The organism is Actinokineospora sp. UTMC 2448 (assembly GCF_024760565.1).
GTDB lineage: Bacteria > Actinomycetota > Actinomycetes > Mycobacteriales > Pseudonocardiaceae > Actinokineospora > Actinokineospora fastidiosa.
This window is the reverse complement of sequence record NZ_CP031087.1, coordinates 4150082-4174017: the sequence shown is the minus strand read 5'-3', so window position 1 is coordinate 4174017 and position 23936 is coordinate 4150082. Positions and strand designations below refer to the sequence as shown.

At 72.5% G+C, this 23936-nt stretch carries 23 protein-coding genes; 11 read left to right on the top strand and 12 right to left on the bottom strand.

From position 1 onward, the window contains the following. Positions 1-1908: an ABC1 kinase family protein gene (locus tag Actkin_RS18910; RefSeq protein WP_258907954.1), complete on the bottom strand. Its 1908-nt coding sequence runs from the start codon at positions 1906-1908 to the stop codon at positions 1-3. Positions 1909-2584: 676 nt separating this feature from the next. Then, a complete protein-coding gene (locus Actkin_RS18905; protein ID WP_258903619.1) occupies positions 2585-3613 on the bottom strand; it encodes a family 2 encapsulin nanocompartment cargo protein polyprenyl transferase in 1029 nt (342 codons plus the stop codon). A 195-nt stretch (positions 3614-3808) separates the two neighbouring features. Here Actkin_RS18905 and Actkin_RS18900 point away from each other — a divergent pair, with 195 nt between their 5' ends. Then, positions 3809-4432: an L-threonylcarbamoyladenylate synthase gene (locus Actkin_RS18900; RefSeq protein ID WP_189210853.1), complete on the top strand. Its 624-nt coding sequence runs from the start codon at positions 3809-3811 to the stop codon at positions 4430-4432. A gap of 295 nt (positions 4433-4727) precedes the next feature. On the opposite strand, the gene Actkin_RS18895 is transcribed toward Actkin_RS18900, so the two are convergent. The 3 genes from Actkin_RS18895 to Actkin_RS18885 are packed head-to-tail and all read right to left on the bottom strand — an operon-like array spanning position 4728 to position 6769. Beyond that, positions 4728-5309: a TetR/AcrR family transcriptional regulator gene (locus Actkin_RS18895; protein ID WP_189210852.1), complete on the bottom strand. Its 582-nt coding sequence runs from the start codon at positions 5307-5309 to the stop codon at positions 4728-4730. 15 nt (positions 5310-5324) lie between these two features. Further along, positions 5325-5519 carry a ferredoxin gene (locus tag Actkin_RS18890; RefSeq protein WP_189210851.1) on the bottom strand — a complete coding sequence of 65 codons (195 nt, stop codon included), beginning with the start codon at positions 5517-5519 and terminating at the stop codon, positions 5325-5327. Continuing rightward, entirely contained in the window at positions 5516-6769 is a 1254-nt protein-coding gene (locus Actkin_RS18885; RefSeq protein WP_189210850.1) for a cytochrome P450, read from the bottom strand. The genes Actkin_RS18890 and Actkin_RS18885 overlap by 4 nt, the downstream gene beginning before the upstream one ends. 170 nt (positions 6770-6939) lie before the next feature. Here Actkin_RS18885 and Actkin_RS18880 point away from each other — a divergent pair, with 170 nt between their 5' ends. Continuing rightward, complete coding sequence (locus Actkin_RS18880) at positions 6940-7476, top strand: hypothetical protein (RefSeq protein ID WP_258903618.1); 537 nt, start codon at positions 6940-6942, stop codon at positions 7474-7476. A gap of 205 nt (positions 7477-7681) precedes the next feature. On the opposite strand, the gene Actkin_RS18875 is transcribed toward Actkin_RS18880, so the two are convergent. Next, a complete protein-coding gene (locus tag Actkin_RS18875) occupies positions 7682-8269 on the bottom strand; it encodes a TetR/AcrR family transcriptional regulator (protein WP_258903617.1) in 588 nt (195 codons plus the stop codon). A 118-nt stretch (positions 8270-8387) separates the two neighbouring features. On the opposite strand from Actkin_RS18875, the gene Actkin_RS18870 reads away from it, so the two are divergent. Beyond that, the gene (locus Actkin_RS18870; RefSeq protein WP_258903616.1) at positions 8388-9779 is read left to right on the top strand and encodes an MFS transporter; all 1392 of its coding nucleotides are present in this window, start codon (positions 8388-8390) and stop codon (positions 9777-9779) included. Between the two features lie 11 nt (positions 9780-9790). Then, a complete protein-coding gene (locus Actkin_RS18865) occupies positions 9791-10582 on the top strand; it encodes an SDR family oxidoreductase (RefSeq protein WP_189210846.1) in 792 nt (263 codons plus the stop codon). On the opposite strand, the gene Actkin_RS18860 is transcribed toward Actkin_RS18865, so the two are convergent. The 3 genes from Actkin_RS18860 to Actkin_RS18850 all read right to left on the bottom strand — a co-directional run bounded on the left by Actkin_RS18860 (position 10579) and on the right by Actkin_RS18850 (position 13566). Beyond that, positions 10579-11505, bottom strand: coding sequence for a LysR family transcriptional regulator (locus Actkin_RS18860; protein ID WP_258903615.1), 927 nt, complete (start codon positions 11503-11505; stop codon positions 10579-10581). The two genes, Actkin_RS18865 and Actkin_RS18860, sit on opposite strands and share 4 nt — an antisense overlap. 16 nt (positions 11506-11521) lie before the next feature. Then, positions 11522-12799, bottom strand: a complete 1278-nt coding sequence (locus tag Actkin_RS18855; RefSeq protein WP_229787041.1) for a purine-cytosine permease family protein — start codon at positions 12797-12799, stop codon at positions 11522-11524. 80 nt (positions 12800-12879) lie between these two features. After that, positions 12880-13566 (bottom strand): tRNA-dependent cyclodipeptide synthase, encoded by a 687-nt coding sequence (locus Actkin_RS18850; RefSeq protein ID WP_189210843.1) that lies wholly within the window; start codon positions 13564-13566, stop codon positions 12880-12882. A 203-nt stretch (positions 13567-13769) separates the two neighbouring features. Between Actkin_RS18850 and Actkin_RS18845 the strand changes: the two genes are divergently transcribed. The 3 genes from Actkin_RS18845 to Actkin_RS18835 all read left to right on the top strand — a co-directional run bounded on the left by Actkin_RS18845 (position 13770) and on the right by Actkin_RS18835 (position 15688). Then, positions 13770-14732, top strand: coding sequence for a LysR family transcriptional regulator (locus Actkin_RS18845; protein ID WP_189210842.1), 963 nt, complete (start codon positions 13770-13772; stop codon positions 14730-14732). A 111-nt stretch (positions 14733-14843) separates the two neighbouring features. Continuing rightward, positions 14844-15194, top strand: a complete 351-nt coding sequence (locus Actkin_RS18840) for a rhodanese-like domain-containing protein (RefSeq protein WP_189210841.1) — start codon at positions 14844-14846, stop codon at positions 15192-15194. Positions 15195-15250: 56 nt separating this feature from the next. Beyond that, entirely contained in the window at positions 15251-15688 is a 438-nt protein-coding gene (locus tag Actkin_RS18835; RefSeq protein WP_229786894.1) for a thioredoxin family protein, read from the top strand. A 28-nt stretch (positions 15689-15716) separates the two neighbouring features. Here Actkin_RS18835 and Actkin_RS18830 read toward each other — a convergent pair whose 3' ends face one another. Continuing rightward, positions 15717-16889 (bottom strand): MFS transporter, encoded by a 1173-nt coding sequence (locus tag Actkin_RS18830; RefSeq protein WP_258903614.1) that lies wholly within the window; start codon positions 16887-16889, stop codon positions 15717-15719. Positions 16890-17061: 172 nt separating this feature from the next. Between Actkin_RS18830 and Actkin_RS18825 the strand changes: the two genes are divergently transcribed. Beyond that, positions 17062-18498, top strand: coding sequence for a gluzincin family metallopeptidase (locus tag Actkin_RS18825; protein WP_258903613.1), 1437 nt, complete (start codon positions 17062-17064; stop codon positions 18496-18498). A gap of 19 nt (positions 18499-18517) precedes the next feature. Here Actkin_RS18825 and Actkin_RS18820 read toward each other — a convergent pair whose 3' ends face one another. After that, complete coding sequence (locus Actkin_RS18820) at positions 18518-19729, bottom strand: ROK family transcriptional regulator (RefSeq protein ID WP_258903612.1); 1212 nt, start codon at positions 19727-19729, stop codon at positions 18518-18520. A gap of 80 nt (positions 19730-19809) precedes the next feature. Here Actkin_RS18820 and xylA point away from each other — a divergent pair, with 80 nt between their 5' ends. Next, entirely contained in the window at positions 19810-20979 is a 1170-nt protein-coding gene (gene xylA / locus Actkin_RS18815; RefSeq protein WP_258903611.1) for a xylose isomerase, read from the top strand. After that, positions 20979-22355 (top strand): xylulokinase, encoded by a 1377-nt coding sequence (xylB, locus tag Actkin_RS18810; protein WP_258903610.1) that lies wholly within the window; start codon positions 20979-20981, stop codon positions 22353-22355. The genes xylA and xylB overlap by 1 nt, the downstream gene beginning before the upstream one ends. On the opposite strand, the gene Actkin_RS18805 is transcribed toward xylB, so the two are convergent. Beyond that, on the bottom strand, positions 22346-23422 hold the full coding sequence (locus tag Actkin_RS18805; protein ID WP_258903609.1) for a glycoside hydrolase family 19 protein: 1077 nt from the start codon (positions 23420-23422) through the stop codon (positions 22346-22348). The two genes, xylB and Actkin_RS18805, sit on opposite strands and share 10 nt — an antisense overlap. 139 nt (positions 23423-23561) lie before the next feature. Here Actkin_RS18805 and Actkin_RS18800 point away from each other — a divergent pair, with 139 nt between their 5' ends. Further along, positions 23562-23843, top strand: coding sequence for a metal-sensitive transcriptional regulator (locus Actkin_RS18800; RefSeq protein ID WP_189210833.1), 282 nt, complete (start codon positions 23562-23564; stop codon positions 23841-23843). Positions 23844-23936: the final 93 nt, after the last annotated feature.

The window sequence follows — 23936 nt, the reverse complement described above, 5'->3', positions numbered from 1 at the left end:
TCAGCGTCTGGACTGGTTGCGGAACACCACGTACAGCAGGCGCAGTCCGACCAGCGCGCTGACCACCAGCAGGTTGTACCCGATCAGCTGGTTCAGCGTCAGGCCGGTCAGCACGAGCGGGCCGCTGTCGGAGGCGAGCAGGATCGCCGCGATCAGGCCCGCGCCGAGGCCGAGGAACGCCAGCAGCACCTCGTGCACCAGGCCGGTGACCACCGCGCGGTCGCGCTCGTCGGCGAACAGCCGCACGCCGACCGAGAGCCGCCCGTCCTCCAGCGCCCCGCCCACGCGGTCGAGGCGGCGCGGCAGCCTGCGCAGCACCGGCAGCAGCGTCATCGCCTCGTGCGTCAGCGTCTCGCGCAACGTCTCCGGCCGCAGGTTCGCCCCGATCTGGCCCGCGGCGAACTCGCGGGCGGCGCCGACGATGTTGAAGCCGGGGGAGAGCCGGGCGAGCGTGCCCTCCAGGGTGCCGAGCGCCCGGAACACCGCCGCGATCGGCGGCGGGACGGCGAGGCGGAACTCCGCGACCACCCGGAACACCTCGGTGAACACCTGCGCGTCCGGCGCGGCGTCGTGGCTGAAGTGCTTGGCCACCAGCGCGCCCAGCGCCCGCTCCAGCCGGTTCTCGTCGATCTGCTCCGGCCGGTCGACGATCTGCAGCAGGCCGTCGCGCAGTCCCGCCGGGTCGCCGCGGTCGAGCGCGACGAGCAGCGCCTGGATGCCCGCGCGCAGCCCGGCGTCGAGCCTGCCGACGGAGCCGAAGTCCAGCAGTCCGAGCGCGGGGCCGTCGACCAGCAGGACGTTGCCCGGGTGCGGGTCGGCGTGGAAGACGCCGTGCAGGGTGATCTGGCCGAGCACGCAGTCCAGCAGCGAGCGGGCGAGGTCGGCGCGCTGCGCGGCGGGCAGCGCCTGGGCGTCGGTGAGGGGTTCGCCGACCATCCGGTCCATGACGAGCACGCGGTCGGTCGACAGGTCCTCGTGCACCCGCGGCAGCGCGACGGTCGGGTCCGGGGTCGCCGCCCGCACGGCGGCGATGTTGCGGGCCTCCACTCGGAAGTCCAGCTCCTCGGTCAGCGCCTCGGCGAACCCGTGGGCGAGGTCGATGACCCCCAGCGACCGCGCCCACGCCGCCCGCGCGTCCAGCGCGGTGGCGACGCGGTGGGTGATGTCCAGGTCGCGCTCCACGACCTCCCGGATGCCGGGCCGCTGCACCTTGACGACCACCTCGGTGCCGTCGTGCAGCCGCGCCCGGTGCACCTGCGCGATCGAGGCCGCGGCGATCGGGGCGCTGTCGAACTCGGCGAACACCTCCGACGGCGGGGCGCCCAACTCGTCGGTGAGCACCCGCTCGATCTCGGCGACCGGCACCGGGGCCGCCTGGGTCTGCAGGCGGCTCAGCTCGGTGATGTAGGCGGGCGGCAGCAGGTCGGGGCGGGTGGACAGGACCTGTCCCAGCTTGACGAAGGTGACCCCGGCCTCCTCCAGCGCCCGGCGCAGGCTCCGCGCCAGCGCGGCCTCCCGGTGGATGCCCTCTCTGCGGTCCCGCCGCCCGGACACGTACGGCGCCAGCCCGTGCCGCACGGTGATCCGCGAGATCCGCGAGTACCGCCGCGCCCTGGCGAGGCCCCGGCGGATCGCCCGCACCCGCCCGATCACCCCGAGCCCGCTGCCGCTGGGCACCGCCATCTCGGCGATGAACAGGAAGATCAGCGTGGCCAGGAACGCGGTGCCCGCCAGCGGGATGAGCAGCCCGATGGTGGCCCCCGGCTTGCGCGACCACTCCTCCACCGGCAACACCGACACGGCCCCGGTCGCCACCGACCACCCGATGGCCGCCCCCACCAACGCCCGAACCACCCCGACCCGCACCCCGAGCACCCGCCGAGCCGCCACCACGATCGGCCAGTACATGAGGACGTAGACGGGGAGCGTGAGCAACCCCAACAACACCGAGTTCACGCGATCACGACCCCCGATTCACCGCTGCGGACCACCTGATCCCACCACAACGGACCCAAGCCCGACCGCACGGCCGGAGCGAGGCGGGGTGCAGGGGCTTGGGGAGGGGGACGAGCGGAGGTGGAACCGGACCGGCGGGCACCACAACGACCGCGAACACCGCCCGGCCTTCCCGGGCCACGACCGGACCGTGCCTGCACTGCCTCCAGCAGCAGGGCCGCCAGCCCGCCGACGGCGCACTCGGCGACCAGCAGCAGCCTTTCCCGCGCTTCCGTGCTGCCCACCTACAGCGACCGTGGTCCCGGCCGAGTGCGATCTCAGGTGGCTTCCGCCGACCAGCAGTGCAGGCTGCACGCCGGTCCCGTCCTTGGCGGTAAGGCGCGGGAGAGACCTTTCGCCGAGGGCCCGGTGGTGTGGGGAGCTGGCTGCTCTCCACCGGCACGATCGCCTTCCATGCGTGGCCGAGTGCGGCTCCCGCCAGCAGCGCTGGGCAGCACACCAATTCCCGTCCTTGGTGCGTAAAGCGCGGGACCCCACGGCCGAGGACCCGGTGTGGTGTGGGAGCCGGGTGGTCGGGTCATGGCGCGACTGCTATCCCCTCCAGCCTCCCGAGGCTGGTGTGGAAGCCCTAGTGGTCGCGGTGGGTGATCAGGTCCGCCAAGGCCGAGAGTTCCGCCGCCGGGCGTTCGTTCACCGCGCCCAGGCGGAGGGATTCGGCGGCTCGGGCGTGGTGGGTGGCGATCTCGTCGCGGCACCAGGCGCGGCCGCCCGCCTCGGCGACCAGGTCGGCGGCGGTCGCGGCGGTTGCGGGGGCCAGGGGGTCGGGAGTCAGGTACAGCTCGGCTAGGCGGTCCGCCGCGGGGGACGTGGTGCGCAGAGCGGCGACCACCGGGAGGGACTTCTTGCGGCTCACCAGGTCCGAGTGCACCGGTTTGCCGGTCACCTCCGGGTCGCCCCAGATGCCGAGGAGGTCGTCGACCAACTGGAAGGCCAGGCCGATGTGCTCGCCGAACGAGCGCAGGTGGTCGACCTGCTCCGGGGTGCCGCCGCCGTACAGCGCGCCCAGGCCGGTCGCGCAGCCGAGCAGCGCGGCCGTCTTCTGCTGCGCCATGCGCACGCACTCGGGCAGCGTCACGTCCGTGCGCGTCTCGAACGACAGGTCCGCCGCCTGCCCGTCCTGCACCGCCAGCACGGCGTGGGACAGCGCGGTCGCCGCGGGGCGGAACGCCGGGTGGCCGTCCTCGGCCAGGACCTCGTACGCCAGCGTCAGCAGCGCGTCGCCCGCCAGGATCGCCTGGCCCGTGCCGAACACGCACCACGCCGTGGCGCGGTGCCGCCGGGTGCGGTCGCGGTCCATGACGTCGTCGTGCAGCAGCGTGAAGTTGTGCACCAACTCCACCGCGACCGCGGCGGGGACGGCGTCGGCGACCGCGCCGCCGACGGCCGCGGCCGAGCACAGCGTCATCGTCGGCCGGATCGCCTTGCCCTGGTCGGCGTCGAGCGGCGTGCCGTCGGCGTCCCACCAGCCGAAGTGGTAGCCGGCGATGTGCCGCATGGTTCCGGGCAGCCTGTCCACCGCCGCACGCAGCGCGGGGTCGAACAGCGCGCGGCCGTGGGACAGCACGTCACGGGCGCTGGGGCGCACATCGAGGGTCATTCGCCGGTCTCCGCTCACAGTCCGATTCGGCACGTCACCGGGTGACCTCCGCGAAGCTAGCAGCGGGCGGGGGAGCCCAATAGTCGCCGGATAGGATGTCGTGCGTCCCACCCGAACCGCCTAGTTGATCGACTTTGGGTAGTCGTCCTGGCCGGGATGCGGCACTTTCGGGTAATGGTCCGTAAGCTCCAGCGCATGGCGAAGTACTTCGACGTGCACCCGGACAACCCCCAGCGGCGCTCGATCAGCCAGGTGGTCGACCTCCTGCGCGCCGACGGCCTCATCGCCTACCCGACCGACTCCTGCTACGCGCTGGGCTGCGTGCTCGGCAACCGGGACGGCATCGACCGCATCCGCTCGATCCGCGGCCTCGACGACCGCCACCACTTCACCCTGATGTGCCGCGACTTCGCCCAGCTCGGACAGTTCGCGCACGTGGGCAACACCGTCTTCCGCGCCATCAAGGCCGCGACGCCGGGCAGCTACACGTTCATCCTGCCCGCGACCAAAGAGGTCCCCCGCAGGCTGATGCACCCGAAGAAGCGCACGGTCGGCGCGCGCATCCCGCAGCACCCGGTCGCCCAGGCGCTGCTGGCCGAACTCGGCGAGCCCATGCTGTCGAGCACGCTGCTGCTGCCCGACGAGGCCGAGCCGATGACGCAGGGCTGGGAGATCAAGGAGGCGCTCGACCACGTGCTCGACGCCGTCGTGGACTCCGGCGACTGCGGCACCGAGCCGACCACCGTGGTCGACTTCTCCGACGACGAGCCGGTCGTCCTGCGCCGCGGCGCGGGCGACCCGGACCGCTTCGAGTCCTAATCGGACGTCCTCTGTCGAACGGCACGGCTCAGTCGGGCGGCACGCCGAGCAGTTCGCAGGCCACCGGCGACGGCACCGGCAGGGCGAACTCGGCACGGCTCAGTCGGACGGGACGGCTCAGGCGGGCGGCACGCTGAGCAGTTCGCAGGCCACCGGCGACGGCACCGGCAGGGCGAACTCGGCACGGCTCAGTCGGTCGGCAGGGCTCAGGCGGGCGGCACGCTGAGCAGTTCGCAGGCCACCGGCGACGGCACCGGCAGGGCGAACTCAGCACGGCTCAGTCGGACGGCAGGGCTTAGTCGAACGGCAGGGCCATGGCCGCGAGCACGTCGGCGACCTGGTCGGTCAGCGGGGCCGCGTCGGGCTCGTCCTCCCACAGGTGGCTGGCGACCCGCAGCGCGGTCAGGAACGCCGCGGCCATCAGCCGGGGCCGCAGCGGGTCGGCGTCGGGCATGCGCGCGGAGATCGCGTCGGCCAGATCGTCCTCGGTGGCGGTGAACAGGGCTATCTGCTCGGATAACAGCGACGGGTGCTTGCGCAGCGCGCGCATCTTGGCCAGCCGGTCCGGGTCGCTGAACTCCGCGCACAGGTCCAGCGCGGCGGCGGTGAGCGCCTGCCACGGGGTGTCCTCGGCCGGGCGCTCGCGGACCATGGTGACCAGCTGGGCCATCCGGCGGCGGTCGTCGTAGAGGAGCGCCTGCTCCTTGCCGCCGAAGTAGTTGGAGAACGTCCGCCGGGACACCATCGCGGCGTCGGCGATGGCCTCGACGGTGACCCGGTCGAGGCCGTGCGCGAGCGTCAGTGCGACCGCGGCCTCGTGCAGCGCCTGTCTGGTCGCCGCCTTCTTCCGCTCGCGCAGGCCTCCACCGGTTTCCACGCCGGGGATGTTATGTCAATCCCCGCTCAACTCAATGGCCCCGGAAGGACATTGGTCGACGGCTTCCCGCACAGCGGGAAGGTCGTCGGCCCCGGGCTGGCCCAACAGGACCACGGTGCCGTCGCTCTCGTCCTGGTCGAACACCTTCGGCGCGCGCAGGGCGCACAGCCCGGCCCCGATGCACACCGAGGTGTCCGCGCGGACGGTCACGGCGCGTCCCAGGCGACCGGGAGCGCGTGCACGCCGTAGATCGCCATGTCCGTGCGCAGCGGCACGTCCTCGGCGGGCACGGCCAGCCGCAGCCCCGGGAGCCGGGCCAGCAGCTTGGTCAGGCCGATGGTCATCTCGATCCTGGCCAGCTGCTGCCCGAGGCACTGGTGCACGCCGTGCCCGAACGCCAGGTGCGGCCCGCGCTCGCGGGCCACGTCCAGCGCGGCCGGGTCGGCCCAGTGGCCGGGGTCGCGGTTGGCGGCCGGGACCGAGATCATGACCGTGCTGCCCTCCGGGATCAGCACGCCGCCGACCTCGATGTCCTCGGTGGCGACCCGGGACGGTCCGGCGTGGATGATCGACAGGTGCCGCAGCAGCTCCTCGACGGCGCGGTCGGCCAGCTCCGGGTTGGCCCGCAGCGCGGCGAGCTCCTCCGGGTGCTCCAGCAGCGCGAAGGTCCCGAGGCCCAGCATGTTCGCCGTGGTCTCGTGGCCCGCGATCAGCAGCAGGTTGGCGATGTTGACCAGTTCGTTGTCGTTGAGGTCGCTGTTGGTGATCAACCCGGAGATCAGGTCGTCGCCGGGCGCCCGCCGCTTCTGCAGCACCAGGCCGCGCATGAAGTCCTGGAGCCGGTCGCGCAGCGTCAGGACCTCGCTGATCGGCACGTCCAGCGCCAGCAGCTTGGCCGCGCACTCCTGGAACTCCGCGCGCTGCTCGTAGGGCACGCCGAGCAGTTCGCAGATCACCAGCGACGGCACCGGCAGGGCGAACTCGGCGACGAGGTCGGCGCTGGTGCCGCCCGCGAGCATCGCGTCGATCCGCTCGTCGACGATCTCGGCGATCCTCGGCTCCAGCATCCGCATGCGCCGCACCGTGAACTGGCCGGTGAGCAGCTTGCGGTAGCGGGTGTGGTCGGGCGGGTCCATCGAGATGAACGAGCCCGCCGAGGACTCCTCCGACATCAGGTCGTCGCGCTGCTCGTCGGTCAGCCCGTCCATGCGCGAGACCAGCCTGCGCAGATCGGAGCTGAACCGGGTGTCGCTGAGCACGGCGCGCGCCTCGGCGTGCCCGCTGACCAGCCAGACCTTCGTCCCCTCGCCGTTGGTCACCTCGGCGACCGGTCCCTTCGCGGCCTGCTCGCGCAGCGCGGCGGGCGGGTCGAACGGGGTGTCGCGGTCGAAGAACGGCCGCGGCAGCGGCAGGCGGAAGCTCGGTTCGGCGCGGTCGGGTGTGGTGGTTGCCCCAGTCATTGACGTCCCCAATCGTCGTGAAGGGCTGACACCACCCACTGTAGCGAGCCGAACACGATCACGGGGAAAGTTTTCGCAGTGGGCAAGATCATTTTTACGCAACGCTGACGCCCCGGCCCCACGGCCCAGCCGGGGCAATCCGCTGATCGGGTGGAAGTACGATGTGGACCATGTCGATGGGTGCGGACGCGCCGCTGGAGCCGGGGGCCCGCCACGCGCACCTGCTCGCCCGCTACGAGCTGCAGCGGCGGGAGGCCGAGACGGTCGACCACGAGCGGGTCGCGCGGGTCGACCGGGCGGTCAGGGAGTTCCCGGTCAGCGCGTACGCCGCGTCGGTGCTGCCCGTCCCGCTGCCGGTCGAGCGCGCGGAGAAGCTGCCCCGCGCCCAGCGCCACACGCTGCCGAGCGGCTACACGGTGCGGTACGAGCTGCTGGAGTTCCCCGGCGAACTGCGCGGCTGGCTGATCGACCCGACCCTCGCCGTCTCCATCCACGGCACGACCGTGCACCCGATCTACGAGCCGGTGGGCAAGCAGACCGACGCCGCACTGCAGCCGCTGTCACGACGCGGCCCGGGCGCGCCCGCCGTGACGGCGCGCATCGCCGGGTGGCAGGTGTTCCCTGCGCCGCTGTCGGTGGAGGCCCCGACCGGCTCGGTGCCGCTGGAGCGGCTGCTGTCGGACTTCCTGAGCGGACGCGGGCGGTAGATCCGACCGATCGTTCCGACGGCGCGGTCGCCCTCATCGGTGAAGGCGTTCGCCCGCGATAGATCGGGCCGATCGTTCCGGCAGTGGGCTGTGGGCGATCTCGGCGGTGAAGGTTCCGCCGCGCGGTGGGTCGGGTCGATTGTTCCGGCAGCAGGCGTGGGCGATCTCGGCGCGAAGGTTCGAGCCGTGTGGGCGGCGTCGTAGGTCAGGCCGACCGATCGGCCAGTGCGCTGCGGACGACCTCTTCGGCGAAGGCGCCCGCTGCGCGGGCGGCGCCGTTTCGGCCCTGGGCGAGGCCGTTGGTGTAGATGCCCTCGATGATCAGCAGGATCCGGTCGGTCAGTGTCTCGGGGTCGTGGGCGCCCGCGCGGGTGGCCAGGTCCAGTAGGCGTTCGCGCATGGTCGCGAAGTGCTCGGCGGCGACCTTGTGCGCGGGGTGGGCGGGGTCGGGGAACTCCGCGTGCGTGTTGTGGATGCCGCAGCCTCGGTAGTCCGGCTCCAGCACCTTCGCCGCGGTCAGCTCGACCAGCGCGACCAGGTGGCCCGCCGGGTCGTCCTCGTGGCCGACGCCCGCCTGCTCGTACATACACGCCCACGTGTCCCGGCAGCGGGTGAGATAGGCCACGACGAGGTCGTCCTTGCCCGCGAACTCCCGGTAGAGCAGGTTCTTGCCGCAGCCGAACTCGTCGATCACCTGCTGCATCCCCACAGCGTGCACGCCATGCGCGGTGAACAGCCGGGTGGCGACATCCAGGATGCGCTCCCGCGCGTCGGGACTGGGCTTCCTCGGCATGCTTCCCACTATATCGGACCGCCCGGTCCGTAAGCCTTGACACGACCGCTGATCATCCCGAAGGATTCGGACCGATCGGTCCCGGACCGGTCGGTCCGAAATCTGAGGGGAGTGTTCGATGACCGTGATCACGGTCGAGGGGGACAGGCTCACCGGCCGCGCCAGGGGCGCGCTGCTGGTCCTGTGCGGCGCGTTGTTCCTGGACGCGCTGGACGTGTCGATGAAGGGGGTGGCGCTGCCCTCCATCGGCGCCGACCTGGGGATGGGGCCCGGCGCGCTGCAGTGGGTGGTCAGCGCCTACGTGCTGGGCTTCGGCGGGTTCCTGCTGCTCGGCGGGCGCGCGGCCGACCTGTTCGGCAGGCGGCGGGTGTTCCTGGTGTCGCTGGGCTTCTTCACAGCGGCGTCGGCCCTCGGCGGGTTCGCCGACGACGGCCCGCTGCTCGTCGCCGCCCGGCTGGTGACCGGGATCAGCGCGGCGTTCACCCTGCCCGCTGGCCTGTCGATCATCACGACCAGCTTCGCGGAGGGCCCCGCACGCAACAAGGCGCTCGCGCTCTACACCGCGACCGGCGCCACCGGCTTCTCCATGGGCCTGGTCGTCGGCGGCGTGCTGACCGAAGTGGACTGGCGGTGGGTGTTCTTCGCGCCGGTCGTCATGGCCCTGCTGACGCTGGCGGCGGGCATCGCGCTGGTGCCCGTCGGCGAGGCGCCCGAGCGCACGTCGCGGTTCGACGTGCTGGGCGCGGTGACCAGCACGGGCGCCCTGCTGGCCCTCGTGCTCGCCCTCGTCCAGGCGCACGAGTGGGGCTGGGCGACGCTGATCGCGCTGGGCGTGTCCGCTGCGCTGTTCACGCTGTTCGTCGTCGTGGAGAAGCGCACGGCGCACCCGCTGGTGCGGCTGTCGCTGCTGCGCTCGCCCGCGCTCATGCGGGCCAACGTCGGCGCGATGTCGCTGCTCGGCGGCTGGGTCAGCGCGCTGTTCGTCCTCACCCTCTACATGCAGGACCTGCGCGGCTGGTCGGCGCTGGAGACCGGCCTGGCGGTGCTGCCCGGCGGCGTGGTGACCGCGGTGCTGGCCCCGAGGGTGGCCGCGCCGCTGGTCAACCGGTTCGGCACGACGCCGGTGGTGGCCGCCGGGCTCTTCGCCGCGGTCGCGGCCTACGTCCTGCTGCTGCCCATCGGCCTGGACTCGGGCTACCTGGCGATGCTGCCCGCGTTCCTGCTCGCCGGGATCGCGTTCACCCTCGCCTACGGCCCGCTCAACATGGCGGCCACCCAGGGCGTGCCCGCGCACGAGCAGGGCCTGGCCGGCGGGATCGTCAACACCTCCTTCCAGGTCGGCCCCGCGCTCGCCCTGGCCGCGGCCACCGTCGTGCTGCAGCTCAACGCGGGCGACGGCTCGCCCGCCGCGCTGCTGTCCGGGTTCCGGGCCGCGCTGCTCGTCCCCCTGGCCGTCGCCGTCGTCGGCACGGCCGTCACCCTGCTGGGCCTGCGCGCCCGCCGGAGCTGAGGAGAACCACCGTGGACCTGAACCTGTCGGGCAAGACCGCCGTCGTGACCGGCGGCAGCAAGGGGATCGGCCTGGCCACCGTCCGGCTGCTCGTCGACGAGGGCGTGACCGTGGTGAGCGGCTCGCGGACCGTCACCCCTGAGCTGAAGGAGACCGGCGCGATCCCGATCACCGTCGACCTGTCCACACCGGACGGTCCGGCCACACTGGTCGGACAGGCGCTCGCCGAACTCGGCGGCATCGACATCCTGGTCAACAACGTCGGCGTCGGCAGCACGGACGAGATCTCCCAGGGCGCGCTCACCTCGCTGCTCGACCTTCCGGAGAGCGCCTGGCACCGCACGTTCGAGCTGCACTTCTACAGCGCGCTGCGGGCGGTCCGGGCGGCGCTGCCGAGCCTGGTCGAGCGCGGGGGCGTGGTCGTCAACGTCTCCTCGATCGCCGCGCGCGACATCACCACGGGGCCGTTCGACTACGCCGTCGCCAAGGCGGCGCTCAACGCGTTCACCAAGGTCGTCGCCCGCCAGTACGGTCCCCAGGGCGTGCGGGCGCTGACGGTCTCGCCCGGCCCCGTCAACACCGGGGTGTGGACCGACGACGACGGGCTCATCGCGCGGCTGGCCCGCGAGCAGGGCCGAGGGCACGCGGAGTTCGCCGCCGAGACGATCGCGAACCTGGGCGCGGCCACCGGGCGGATCACGACGCCGGAGGAGGTGGCGCGGCTGATCGCGTTCGCCGCCTCGCCGAACAACCTCACCGGCGCCGAGTTCATCATCGACGGCGGGGTGATCAGCCAGCTCTAGTTCCGCGCGGCGAGGTAACGGCGGTATTCCGGGGATTTGTACGCTTCCTGCCAGTACGCCGCCGTCACCTCGGCGTGGAGCTCGCCGCTGCGCCCGGCCACGAAGGTGTTGCGCCGCCAGGCGAGGACGTGCCTGCGCATCAGCACGTCGCCGGTCAGCGGCCGGACCTCGATGCCGGGGTGCACGTCGAGGCAGGCGGGCTGGGCCAGCCCGACCGCCCCGGCGCGCACGATCATCTGCGCGACCGCCTGGGAGTTCACCTGGTGGGCGATCGTCGGCACGAAGCCGAAGTCGGCGCAGGACTCGATGAAGTACTCCCGGAACGGCGCCGACGAGCTGCGCGCCCCCATCACCAGCGGCTGGCCGTCGAGGTCGTCCAGGGTGAGCATCTCCTTCTCCGCCAGCCGGTGCCCTTCCGGCAGCAGCACGAAGGTCGGCTCCGTCACCACGACGGCGGTGTCGACCGCGGCGGGCACCGGCAGCTCGCGGCCCGGGTAGTCCTTGATCATCGCGATCTCCACCCGGTACTCGTCGAGCAGCGACACCAGCCGGTCGCTGCTCTCGTCGTTGACCACCGCCACCTCGGAGATCTCCGGCCAGACGGTGGTCATCGCGGCGGGCAGGCGCGGGACGACCGTGCTGCAGACCGCCGCGATCCTGGTGGTCGCGGGCGGCCTGGTCGAGCACGTGCGCTGCTTGATGTCCTCGAGCAGCTGGTCCATCTGCGGCAGCACCGCGGTGATGCGGCGCAGCAGCAGCTCGCCGATGGGCGTGGCCGTCACCCCGTCCTGGCGGCGCTCGAACAGCTGGTAGCCCAGCATCTTCTCCAGCCGGTTGAGCTGGGCGTGGACGGCGGGCTGGGTGATGCCCAGGCGGACCGCGGCCCGGGAGAGGCTCCCGGTGTCCGCGATCGCCCTGAGCACCCGCAGATGGTGCACGTCAAGCTGCATGGTGTCCCCGCACCGGCACGCGGTCGGCCGTGCCCCGGCGCCTGCCCAGGAGCACGTACAGCGCGAACGCCGCGACCACCGAGTTGATGGTGGCGATCCCGAACGGGAGCCACGCGCCGACCGCGGCCCCGCCCGCCCAGCAGAGCAGCGCGGCGGGCACCCATTCCGGGCAGCGCTTGGGCAGCTCCCCGCTGTCGCGGGTGGCGTCGAGGTCGGCGCGCCAGCGGCGGACCACGAAGTACTCGGCGATCACCACGCCCGCCACCGGCGGGGTGATCACCCCGACCCAGGTCAGGAACGTGGTGAAGTGGTCGAGGATGCCGATCGCGGACAGCACGGAGCCCAGGCCGCCCAACAGCAGCGTCGCCCGCATCCGGTCCACCCGCTTGCCGAACAGCACTTCGACGGTGTTCACCAGCCCGAGAGAGGACGAGTAGAGGTTCCAGTCGTTGATCTTCAGGATCGCCGCGACCAGGATCAGCGTGCCCAGCACCCCGGACGACGAGGTGATCATACCGACCACGTCCGCGCTGCGCGCCGCGTGCGCGAGCAGCACCCCGACCAGGCCGATCAGGTACTGGCCGAGGGTGACGCTGATCAGCGTCTGCTTCACCACGTCGCCCGCCGTGCGGTTGAACCGGGTCATGTCGGGCGTCATCACCGCGCCCATGATGAACGCCCCGGCCACCAGCGTCGTGCCCTGGGCGAGTGACATCGTTGGGCCGGGCGGGGGATCGTTGACCAGCGACGACAGCGAGTGGTCGCCCAGCGCGCCGATGATGGAGTACCCGGCGAGGCAGAGGAACGCGGGCACCGTGAGGTAGGCGGTCCACGCCATCGCGTGGAAGCCGAACACCACGATGGCGGTCACCAGCGCGCCGCCGCCGAGCGCCCACACCCAGACCGGCGGACCGCCCATCAGCGCGTGCAGGCCCTGGGCGAAGACGTCGTTCTGCACCCCGAACCAGCCCGCCAGGCTGAGCGTCATCAGCAGGCCCACGAGCGCCGAGCCCCGGCGGCCGAAGCCGGTCCAGCGGGTCAGCAGCGACGTGGACAGGCCCTCCTTGGTGCCTGCGATGCCCATGAGGATGGTGATGATCTCGAGCATCACCGAGCCGATGGTGATGGCCAGCACCGCGTCCCAGAACGTCATCCCGAAGCCCAGCACGGCGCCGAGCAGGAACTGGTGGAACGAGGACACCTGGCCGAAGCGCTGCACGGCCACGGTCACCCAGGAGTACCGGCGCTCGCGCGGCACGCGGCGCAGCGAGTAGTCGTCGTGGGAGGTGCCGGGGGCGACGGCGCCGGATGTGTTGTCGCCGCTGTGGGCGGTCTCGGTCGACACGGTCACTCCGCGGGCTCGGGCACGGCCTGCTCGACCAGGACGAACCCCTGGCCGGGCAAGGGCTTCCAGGACAGCTCGCCCCGGTACATCCGCTCCAGGAAGTCCACCCGCTGGTGGTAGGCGAAGACCGAGCTGCCCGCGCCGACGACCTCCGTGGTGCCGACGAACATCGGCAGCTCGGCGAGGAAGTAGCGGACCGCGTGGCGCAGCTGCTCGCGGGTGGGCTGCTCGCCCTCCGGCAGCCGCCGTTCCATCACCCAGCCGGAGGCGGTGAGGCAGTTCTCGGCGAACTCCGGGTCGCTCGTGAACCGCCGGTGCGCCTCGGCGAGCAGGCCCTGGTACGCCTTGTTCTCGTTCAGCGCTGCCGAATCCAGGACCAGTTCGCGCTGATCAGGCACGTGCAGCTGCTCCATCGCCCGGCTGATTTTGTTGCGCGTGTAATTACCTTGCCGCTGCGCCTTTCTGGCCGCCCGGCGCGGGTCGTATCCGAGGGCCTCCAGCGTGTAGGCCGACGGGGCGTCGGGGACGAAGAAGTGGAACGACCGGAACCGCGCCATGGCCCACCGGGCGAGGTCGGCGATGCGCTCGGGGGTGAAATAACTGTTGAACGGGCTGATTCCGATGCACACGTGCTCGGCGGCGGCCAGCGGGTCCGCGCAATGCGCGGTGAGTGGTGTGGGACGTAGCACCGTGTCTCCAAGGGATTCGCGAACGCCAGCCGGGCAGGGTTGGCTGACGGTGACTCGACTATGTCCAGCAGGTGACCTTCGTCGGTACTGTCGCCGTGGGGTGCCATCGGCTTATGCCTGGTGGCGGACGGTGGCAATGAATGTGAAGAGGACACTGGTCCCGAAAGGTTCTCGTTGCCCGCTGACCCGCGTTATCTTTGGCCATGGAGCTACAGGTCCGGCACCTGCGGGTGATCTGTGCGATCGCCTCCGCCGGGAGCCTCAACCGTGCCGCCACCCAGCTCGGGCTCGGACAGCCCGCCCTCAGCCACCAGTTGCGCAGAATCGAGAAGCTGGTCGGCGGCGCGCTGTTCCGCCGGGGGCAGAACGGCGTCGAGTGCACCGCGCTCGGCGTGCTCGTGCTGCGGCGGGCGCGGGCCATCGTGGCCGCGTTCGACGAGCTGGAGCGCGACTTCCACCGCCAGGAGCCGCGCGCGGGGGAGTCCGTCCGGGTGGGCTGGAACAACAGCGCCCTCACCGCGCCGCTGCTCGGCAGCCTGCGCGAGATCATGCCCGGCAAGCAGATCCACACCCGATCGGACGTCTCCCGCAGCAGGCTGCTCGCCCAGGTGGCGAACCGCGGCGTCGACCTGGCCCTGGTCATGATCTGCGGGCAGCGCGAGCTGTCCGCCCCCGCGAAGGTGCGCGCGCTGACCGTGGTGCGCGAGCCGTCGTTCGTCGCGCTGCCCGCCGACCACGCGCTCGCCCACCGCGAGGAGATCTCCCTCGGCGAGCTCGCTGGCGAGAACTGGATCGTCTCCGGCTGCGGCGACGGCTGCCGCGTGGTGTTCCGCGAGCTCTGCATGGCCCACGGCTTCGACCCGGTGATCAGCCACGACGTCGACATCGACGCCACCCGCGAGGACCTGGTGAGCGCGGGCTGCGGCGTCGCGCTCGTCCAGCCGACCCGCCCGCAGCGGCCGGGGCTGGTGATCCGCCCGCTGGCGGGGACGCCGCTGTACGTGCGCCACGTCCTGGCCTGGCGCGAGGACGCCGCGCCCGCGTTCCGCGCCCGCGAGCTCGGCACCCGGTTGGCCGTCGACTACTGGCGGATGGCCGACCGGAATCCGCACTACCGGAACTGGTTGGACCACAACGACCTGGCGATGATTTCCGCGGCGGGCTGATAACGGCCCGACATGCCCAGGCGGCACTAGATCCACGGCGAGCCCGCGATTGACGATGGGGTCGCCCCGGCGAAATCTCCACTCGGGGTGCCAGTGCCCGAAGGGAACGCCATGCTGCCGTTGATAACCCGCGATGAACTGCGCGCCGCCATGGAGGCGGGCTCGGTCGTCGTCGTGGACACGATGCCGGTCGCCTACTACGAGAAGGAACACCTTCCGCGGGCCCGCAACATTCCCGGATTCCCCTACGAGCAGGCCGCGGAGTTCACCGACCGGCACGCGCCGTCGGTTTTGCCCGACAAGTCCGCATCGATCGTCGTGTACTGCGCGAACACCCCCTGCCGCAACAGCGACTTCGTCGGCAGGCGCCTGCTGGAACTCGGTTACACCGACGTGCGCAAGTACCGCGAGGGGATCGAGGACTGGGTGGCGGGCGGCCTGCCCACCGAATCCTCGTCCTGATGAGACGTTCCGGTCGCCGACCGGAATTGCAATACCCTGCATATAAGGAGAGTTCTGTGTCCCCAATCAAACGGTTGTTCATCGCGCTCGCGGGAGCGCTGATGGTGCTGACGGGCCTGGGCGCGACCGCGTCGGCGAGCACCTCGGACATCACCGGGAACCTGGTGACCGTGACCTCGGCCAACCACGCCGAGGTCATCGCCGAGTCCCACGAGCGGCTGGTCATCCTCGACTTCGGCGCCACCTGGTGCCCGCCGTGCCAGCGGATGAAGCCGGTGCTGGAGCGCCTGGCCGTGGAGTACAACGGCCGGATCCTGGTCGGCATGGTCGACGTCGACCGCAGCCGCGACCTGTCGACCAAGTACAACATCCGCTACCTGCCGACGCTGGTCCCGATCCGCAACGGCGCCGAGTACCCCTCCTCCCGGCTGATCGGCTACCCGGGTGAGGCCCAGCTGCGCGCCTGGATCGACCGCCAGCTCGCCAAGGGCTGATCCGCAGGGGAACCCGGGGTGGGCGTGCTCACCCCGGGTTCCGCGCGTCGGCGGGCGCGGCGACCGGCGTCATCCGGACGAGCACCAGCAGCGGCAGGGCGACCAGCGACGCCGCGGTCCACGGGAGGGTCAGGGCGCCGACGTGCAGCAGCAGACCGCCGAGCGCGGCCCCCGCGGCCACCGCCCCGTTCCACGCGGCGATGGTGAGCGACTGCGCCGCGTCGGCCGTGGGACCGGCGATCAGCGCGGTCACCCCCTGGAACGCGGTGGGCGCGCCGCCGAAGGCCAGCCCCCACATGGCGACCGCGATCAGGGCGGCGAAGGCGGCGCCCCCGCTGACGGCGAAGACGACGATCCCCGCCGCCGTCATCCCGCAGCAGACGACGAGCACGGTGTGCGGGCGGCGGTCCAGCGCCGCGCCGACCATCAGCAGGCCCACGACCGCCGCGCCGCCGAACACCAGCAGCACGGTGCTGAGCAGCCCCGCCTGCGCGAAGTGGTCGAGGATCGGGCCGATGTAGGTGTAGGCGACGTTGTGCCCCAACGAGAACGCCAGCACGACCACCAGCAGCGCCCGCATGCCCGGCAGGCCGAGCGCGCGCCCCGGCCGGGTCGGCGCGGCGGCATCGCCCGGCACGGACGGCACCGCGACGACGACCCAGACCAGCAGCGGGACCGAGGTGAGCGCCATCGCGGCGAACGCCCAGCGCCAGTCGGCGAACTGGCCGAGCGCGGTGCCCGCGGGGACGCCGAGCGCGAAGCCGACCGGCGTGCCGGACATCGCCAGCGCGAGCCCTCTGCCGGTCTGCCCCGGCGGGGAGATGCGCATGGCGTACCCGGCGACCAGGGACCACATGACGCCGGTGATCGCGCCGGAGACGACCCGCGTGACCAGGATCAGCGGGTACCACGGCGACACGGCGACGAGGGCGTTGGTGAGCAGGAACCCGATAACCAGCGCGATAAGCAGCGCTTTGCGCGGCACGCGCAGGGTCGCGGTGGTCAGCGGGATCGCGGTGAGCGCGGTGGTGATCGCGTAGACGGTCACCAGCTGGCCCGCGGTGGACGGGGAGACGCCGAGGTCGGCGGACATGCCCAGCAGCAGGCCCGCGGGCAGCACCTCGGTCAGGCAGCCCAGGAACACCGTCGTGGTGAGCGCGAGCAGCGCCGGGACGGGCAGTCGGGTTTCGGTGGAAGTCACGCCGTCGACCTTCGCCGCCGAACGGCCGCGCCTGCTAGTTCCGATCGCCGATGCCACGGCGTTACCCCGCGCGCGATAACCCGGCGGCATGGCCAGGCGGCACTGCCCACGCGACTGGCCTGATCGGACGATGGCCGTGTCCCGAAACCCTGCTCGGAAAGAGGTTCCACCCATGGCTCTGCGGAGCACACCGCGCGCGGTCGCGCTGCTGGCCGCCCCGGTGCTGGCCGCCACGCTGCTCGGCGCCGGTCACGCGGCGGCGGACGCGTCCACCATCGGCAGCGACGGCTACGTGCACGTCGCCCCGAACGGGGTGGTGCTGGGCGTCGATCCCTACTACCCCAAGGACGGCAACGGCGGGTACGACGTCAGTGACTACACCCTCGCGCTGGACTACTCGCCCTACTGGGGAACCCTGCGCGGGAAGGCCACGATCAAGGCGGTCACCACGCAGGACCTGAGCCGCTTCAACCTCGACCTGCGCGGGATGACCGTGCGGTCGGTCAGGGTGAACGGCGCCCCCGCGGCGTTCGCCCGCGTCGGCGAGCACGAACTCGTCATCACCCCGTCCGCGCTCCTGCCCTCGGGCGCGGACTTCACCGTCGAGGTCGGCTACGACGGCGTGCCCCGGCCGCTCTACACCTCGCGCGGCTGGACCGGCTGGGTGGACACCGGCGACAGCGCGGTCGCCATGGGCGCGCCGCGCGCGGCGATGACCTGGTTCCCCGTCAACGGGACGGAGGTCGACAAGGCGACCATGCACGTCGCCGTCACCGTGCCGACGGGCTGGTCCGTGGTCGGCAACGGCGTGCAGGCCTCCGACGTCCCGGGCAGCGGCCGCCACACGGTCACGTGGGCGGAGGAGACCCCGCTCGCCCCGCACGCGACGATGCTGGGCATCGGCCGCTGGCAGCTCGACACCATCACCCTGGCCGACGGCACCAAGGCCGTGAACGCCTACGGTCCCTGCGCCCTCGGCCTGCGCGCGGTCGGCAACCGGCTGCCGGAGGTCAGGGAGTTCCTCGACCCCCTGCTGTGGGGCTATCCGCAGTCGGCGTCGGGCACGCTGTTCCTCGACCGGAACACCGCCTACACCCACGGCGCCCAGGGCAGGCCGGTCCTCGGCGCCAACGCGACCGTGGAGGACCTGGTGTACGCCACGGCCTACCAGTGGTGGGGCGCGAGCCTGACCCACAAGATGTGGAAGGACGTGCTGCTGGTCGAGGGGTTCTCCCGGTACGCGGTGTGGCTGTGGGACGAGGCCAAGAACGGCGTCGACCTCGACGCCCGCTACCGCGGCCTGGTCGAGCGCGGCGACGCGGCCTTCTGGGCGCGCAGGCTGATCGACCCGGGCGCGGGCCGGGAGTTCGCGCCCACCACCAAGGCGGTGCTGATGGTGCACGCCCTGCGCAAGACGTTGGGAGACGACCTGTTCTTCCAGGTGATGGCGGGCTTCCCCATCATCAACCAGCAGGGCAACCAGAACTGGCACGACTGGGAGCTCTACGTCGACGCCGTGGCGCAGCGCGAGCTGACCGGGTTCTACCACGCCTGGTTGGAAGGCGCCGTGATCCCGCCAGCGGAGTTCCTGTACCCGACGGCGCCGTGACCGGCGGACGGGTGGCGGCTCAGCTCGCCGGGTCCGCCACCCGTCTGATGTAGGTGTCGGGATCGGCCAGGATCTCCCGCAGCGCCGCCTGTCCCGCGCCGTACACCGCGGCCTTCCCGCCCAGGGCGGAGACCAGGACCGTCGTCGGCGACCACTGCGCGGCGATGACCCTGCGGTCGAGTTCCTCGCCGAGCGGCCCGGCGAGCCAGTCGTGGAGCCGGGCGTAGCCGCCGCCGAGGACCACGGCGGGCACGTCCAGCAGGTTCACCACCCCGGCCAGCGCGATGCCCAGCCGCACGCCCGCGCGCCGCACCGCGGCCAGCGCCGCCGGGTCGGCCGCGGCGAGCCGCCCGGCCAGGTCGGCGAGCGGGCGGTCCAGCGGGGCCGATGCCGCCGTGACGCCCGCGTCGGCCAGGATCGCCGCCGGGCCCGCCATCCGCTCCAGGCAGCCCCGCGCGCCGCACGAGCACACCGGCCCGTCGGGATCGACGCACACGTGGCCGATCTCGCCGGTGAACCCGTGCGTGCCCCGCCGCACCGCGCCGTCGAGCACGACGCCCGCGCCGACGCCGATCTCCGCCGACACCAGCACGAAGTCCCGCGTCCCGGCCAGTTCCCCGGTCGCCAGCTCGCCGACCGCTGCCAGGTTCGCCTCGTTGTCCACCAGGACGGGCAGTTCGGCGCCGAGCGCGGCCGGGATGTCCACATCGGACCAGCCGAGGTTGGGCGCGGCGCGCACGACGCCGCTGACGCGGTCCACCAGTCCGGGCACGGCCACGCCCAGCCCGCCGACGGCCACCCCGCGTCGGCCAGCGTCGGCCTTGGCCGACCGCACCGCCCGGTTCACCGCCGCCAGCACCTCGGCGGGCGGGCGGCCCCGGTTGTCGCCGGGGCGCACCCGGTGGGCGTGCTCGCCGCCGGTCGGGTCGACCAGGCAGGTCGCCACGTAGTCCACCCCGATCTCCACGCCGAGCCCGTGCGGCCCGGTCGGCGAGGGCACCAGGCCGGTGCCCCTGCGGCCGCGGCCGGTCGCCGACTGCGGCCCGGACTCGTCCACCAGCCGGGCGGCCACCAGGCGGTCGACCAGGCTGGACACCGTCGCCTTGGCCAGGCCGGTCGCCGCGGCGACGCCCGCCCGGGACAGGCCGGGCCGCCGCAGGACCTCGGCCAGCACCATCGCCGTGTTGTGCCTGCGCACGTCGCTGTTGCCCGCGGGGGAGGTCGGTCGCACGCGCCGAACTCTAGTGCTTGACCCCGCCGCGCGGCAGGATTAAGTTCAGTGCCCGAACCAAAAGCTTCGAGGAGGTCGCCGTGGCACCCCAGCCCACCCCCGCCGACAAGTTCAGCTTCGGCCTGTGGACCGTCGGCTGGCGCGCCGCCGACCCGTTCGGCGACGCCACCCGGCCCGCGCTCGACCCGGTGGAGACCGTCGGGCGGCTGGCCGAGCTGGGCGCGTGGGGCGTGACCTTCCACGACGACGACCTCATCCCGTTCGGCTCCGACGACACCGTCCGCGCCGACACCGTCGCCCGCTTCCGCGCCGCCCTGGACGCCGCGGGCATGGTCGTGCCGATGGCGACGACCAACCTGTTCACCCACCCGGTGTTCAAGGACGGCGGCTTCACCAACAACGACCGCGCCATCCGCCGCTACGCGCTGCGCAAGGTGCTGCGCAACGTCGACCTGGCCGCCGAGCTGGGCGCGTCGACCTACGTGCTGTGGGGCGGGCGCGAGGGCAGCGAGTCCGACGCGGCCAAGGACGTCGCCGCCGCGCTCGACCGCTACCGCGAGGGCGTCGACACCGTCGCCGCCTACGTCAAGGAGCGCGGCTACGGCATGCGCCTGGCCCTGGAGCCCAAGCCCAACGAGCCGCGCGGCGACATCTTCCTGCCCACCATCGGCCACGCCATCGCGTTCATCGCCGAGCTGGAGCACGGCGACATCGTCGGCGTGAACCCCGAGGTCGGGCACGAGCAGATGGCCGGGCTGAACTTCGTGCACGGCGTGGCGCAGGCGCTGTGGGCGGACAAGCTGTTCCACATCGACCTCAACGGCCAGAAGGGCCCGCGCTACGACCAGGACATGGTCTTCGGCCACGGCGACCTGCTGTCCGCCTTCTTCCTGGTCGACCTGCTCGAGCACGGCGGCTACACCGGCCCGCGCCACTTCGACTACAAGCCCGCCCGCACCGAGGACGCCGAGGGCGTCTGGGCCAGCGCCGCGGCGAACATGCGCACCTACCTGCTGCTGCGTGAGCGCGCCCAGGCCTTCCGCGCCGACCCGCGGGTCCAGGAGGCGCTGAAGGTGTCCGGGCTGGACGAGCTGCGCACGCCCACCCTGGGCGCGGGCGAGTCCGTCGCCGACCTGCTCGCCGACCGCGCCGCGTTCGAGGACTTCGACGCCGACAAGGCGGCGGCCCGCGGCTACGGCTTCGTGGCGCTGAACCAGCTGGCGGTCGAGCACCTGCTCGGGGTCGGCTGATGGCGCTCGTCGCCGGGGTGGACTCCTCCACCCAGTCGTGCAAGGTGGTCGTCCGCGACGCCGGGACCGGGGCGCTCGTGCGCTCCGGCTCGGCGCCGCACCCCGACGGCACCGAGGTCCACCCGGTCCACTGGATGACCGCGCTGACCGCCGCCCTGGACGCGGCGGGCGGCATCGAGGACGTCGCCGCCCTGTCGATCGCTGGCCAGCAGCACGGCATGGTGTGCCTCGACGACGAGGGCGCGGTCGTGCGCAGGGCCCTGCTGTGGAACGACACCCGCTCGGCGGCCGCTGCCGAGGAGCTGGTCGCCGAACTCGGCGGGCCGCGGGCGTGGGCCGACGCGGTCGGCACGGTGCCGATGGCCTCGCTGACGTTGTCGAAGCTGCGCTGGCTGGCCCGGCACGAGCCGGAGAACGCCGCCCGCACCGCGTCCGTCGCGCTCCCGCACGACTGGCTGACCTGGCGGCTCGGCGGCGGCGAGCTGACCACCGACCGCAGCGACGCCAGCGGCACCGGCTACTGGTCCCCGGCGACGGGGGAGTACCGGATGGACCTCCTGGAGGCCGCGCTCGGCCACCGCTCGTCGGTGCCGCGCGTCGCCGGTCCGGCCGAGGCCGTCGGCAGCGTCGGTGACACGCTCCTGGCGCCCGGGGCGGGCGACAACGCCGCGGTCGCGCTCGGCGTGGGCGCGGCGCGGGGCGACGTGGTGGTGTCGATCGGGACCTCCGGCACCGCGTTCACCCCCAGCGCCGTGCCCGCCGCGGACGCCTCCGGCATGGTCGCCGGGTTCGCCGACGCCGCGGGCGGGTTCCTCCCGCTGGTGTGCACGCTCAACGCGGCGCTGGTGCTGACGACCACCGCGCGCATGCTGGGCGTCGACCTCGACCGGCTCGGCGACCTCGCCCTCTCGGCCCCGGCGGGCGCCGAGGGCGTGGTCTTCGTCCCGTACCTGCAGGGGGAGCGGACCCCGAACCGCCCGGACGCCACCGGGACCCTGCACGGCCTCACCCTGACCAGCGCCACCCCGGCCAACATCGCCCGCGCCGCCGTCGAGGGCGTGCTGTGCGGGCTGGCCGACGGGGTCGACGCCCTTATCGCCAACGGCGCCCGCGCCGACCGGGTCGTCCTGGTCGGCGGGGGCGCGCGTTCCCGAGCTGTCCGCCAGATCGCGCCCGTCGTGTTCGGCCGCCCTGTCCTGGTCCCCGAACCCGGCGAGTACGCGGCGGACGGGGCCGCCCGCCAGGCCGCTTGGTGCCTGGCGGGCGGCGACACACCCCCCGGGTGGGCGGCGGCGGGGACGGCGCGGTTCGACGCCGACGCCGTCCCGTCGGTGCGCGAGCGGTACGCCGAGGCGCGCGACCTCGGTCAGCAGTAGAGGTTGCCCCCCGGGCTCACCCCGAGGATCTGCGCGAACCGCTGGTAGGTGGTGACCCGGCTCTGCACCTGGGCCGGGTTGCCGCCGTTGCACTCCAGCGCGCCGTTGATGCTGCGGATCGTCTCGCCGAAGCCGCGGCTGTTGACCATCGCCGAGTGCGCGGTCATCGTGCCCGGGCCGTTCTGGGTGTTCCAGTACCAGAGCGCGGTCTTCCACGCGACGGACGCGTCCTGCTGCACCAGCCAGGGGTTGGTCAGCAGCGGGAGGCCGAGGGCGTCACCGGCGGCCTTGTAGTTGAAGTTCCAGCTCAGCTGGATGGGGCCGCGGCCGTAGTAGGCGGCCTGGCCTGCGGGGCAGCCGTAGGGCTGGGTGGAGTCGCAGTAGTGCGGGTAGTTGTTCTGGTTCTGCTCGACGATGTGCACCAGCCCGCCGGTCTCGTGGCTGGTGTTGGCCAGGAACGCGGCCGCCTCCTGCCTGCGGACGGTGTCCGAGCCGGTCTTGGCGAAGCCGGGGTAGGCGCTCATCGCGGCGGTGAGGCCGGAGTAGGTGTAGAAGGGGTTCCGGTTCGGGAACATCTGGTTGAACTGCGCCTCGCTGACGACGAAGCCGCCCGGGGCGGGCGGGGAGGTCGTGGTCGTCGTGGTCGTGCCGCCGTTGCAGGTGTGCGGGTTCCAGTACCAGGTGCTGATCGTCGGGTCGTAGCCCGGGTTGTCGTGCTCGGCGATGTAGTGCCGCCCGTCGGTGTACCGGACGACATCGCCCGCGCGGTAGTTGCGGCCCGCGACCCAGTCGCTGGCGGTGCAGGTTCCGGGCGGCGGGGTGGTGCTCCCCCCGCAGGCGCCCTGGTCGGCCCACACCGCGGCGGCGCCGGGCGTCTCGCCCTGGGTCCACCACTTGGCCGACCAGTTCCGGCCGTTGTGGGAGGCGGTCTGGCCGCCGGTGTAGACCTGGGACGACACCCACGCGGTCACGCAGTCCGCGGCCTGGGCGGTGGACGCAGACAAGGGGATGACGATCGCGACAGCGGTCGCCGCCGCGGCGCAGAACGCGGCGAGCTTTCGGGACATCGGTGACTCCTGTCGTGAGCAGGGAACAGCCACTGAACCAGCACTGGTCTAGACCCGTCAAGGTCTAGACCATTTGTGAGTTCTCGGCTCAGCGACGGCGGTCCCGTATCATTCACGGGATACCCCGAGGAGGACCGCAGTGGCCATCGACAGCGACAACAGGGACGCCTATCTCAAGCGGCTGCGCCGGATCGAGGGCCAGGTCCGCGGCCTCCAGCGGATGGTGCAGGAGGACAAGTACTGCATCGATATCCTGACCCAGGTCTCGGCGGCCACGAAGGCGCTGCAGTCGTTCTCCCTGGAACTGCTGGACGAGCACCTCGCGACCTGCGTCGTCCACGCCGCGGCGGTGGGCGGCGAGGAGGCCGAGGTCAAGGTCAAGGAGGCCTCCGCGGCCATCGCCAGACTGGTGCGCTCCTAGCCTGTTCGGGGTAGTCCGCCACTTCTCTTCGGGCGAATGCGGCCTTCGGCTTTCGCGGGTGAATAGCGATCGGAATAGACGGGCCCCGATTCG

Excerpts from the sequence above, each read along its gene's own strand:
- Actkin_RS18825 (WP_258903613.1), top strand. The coding sequence starts at position 17,062 with ATGGCTCTGCGGAGCACACCGCGCGCGGTCGCGCTGCTGGCCGCCCCG.
- Actkin_RS18900 (WP_189210853.1), top strand. The coding sequence starts at position 3,809 with ATGGCGAAGTACTTCGACGTGCACCCGGACAACCCCCAGCGGCGCTCG.
- Actkin_RS18910 (WP_258907954.1), bottom strand. The coding sequence starts at position 1,908 with ATGTACTGGCCGATCGTGGTGGCGGCTCGGCGGGTGCTCGGGGTGCGG.
- Actkin_RS18840 (WP_189210841.1), top strand. The coding sequence starts at position 14,844 with ATGCTGCCGTTGATAACCCGCGATGAACTGCGCGCCGCCATGGAGGCG.
- Actkin_RS18905 (WP_258903619.1), bottom strand. The coding sequence starts at position 3,613 with ATGACCCTCGATGTGCGCCCCAGCGCCCGTGACGTGCTGTCCCACGGC.
- Actkin_RS18845 (WP_189210842.1), top strand. The coding sequence starts at position 13,770 with ATGGAGCTACAGGTCCGGCACCTGCGGGTGATCTGTGCGATCGCCTCC.
- Actkin_RS18875 (WP_258903617.1), bottom strand. The coding sequence starts at position 8,269 with ATGCCGAGGAAGCCCAGTCCCGACGCGCGGGAGCGCATCCTGGATGTC.
- Actkin_RS18805 (WP_258903609.1), bottom strand. The coding sequence starts at position 23,422 with ATGTCCCGAAAGCTCGCCGCGTTCTGCGCCGCGGCGGCGACCGCTGTC.
- xylB (WP_258903610.1), top strand. The coding sequence starts at position 20,979 with ATGGCGCTCGTCGCCGGGGTGGACTCCTCCACCCAGTCGTGCAAGGTG.
- Actkin_RS18885 (WP_189210850.1), bottom strand. The coding sequence starts at position 6,769 with ATGACTGGGGCAACCACCACACCCGACCGCGCCGAACCGAGCTTCCGC.
- Actkin_RS18880 (WP_258903618.1), top strand. The coding sequence starts at position 6,940 with ATGTCGATGGGTGCGGACGCGCCGCTGGAGCCGGGGGCCCGCCACGCG.
- Actkin_RS18870 (WP_258903616.1), top strand. The coding sequence starts at position 8,388 with ATGACCGTGATCACGGTCGAGGGGGACAGGCTCACCGGCCGCGCCAGG.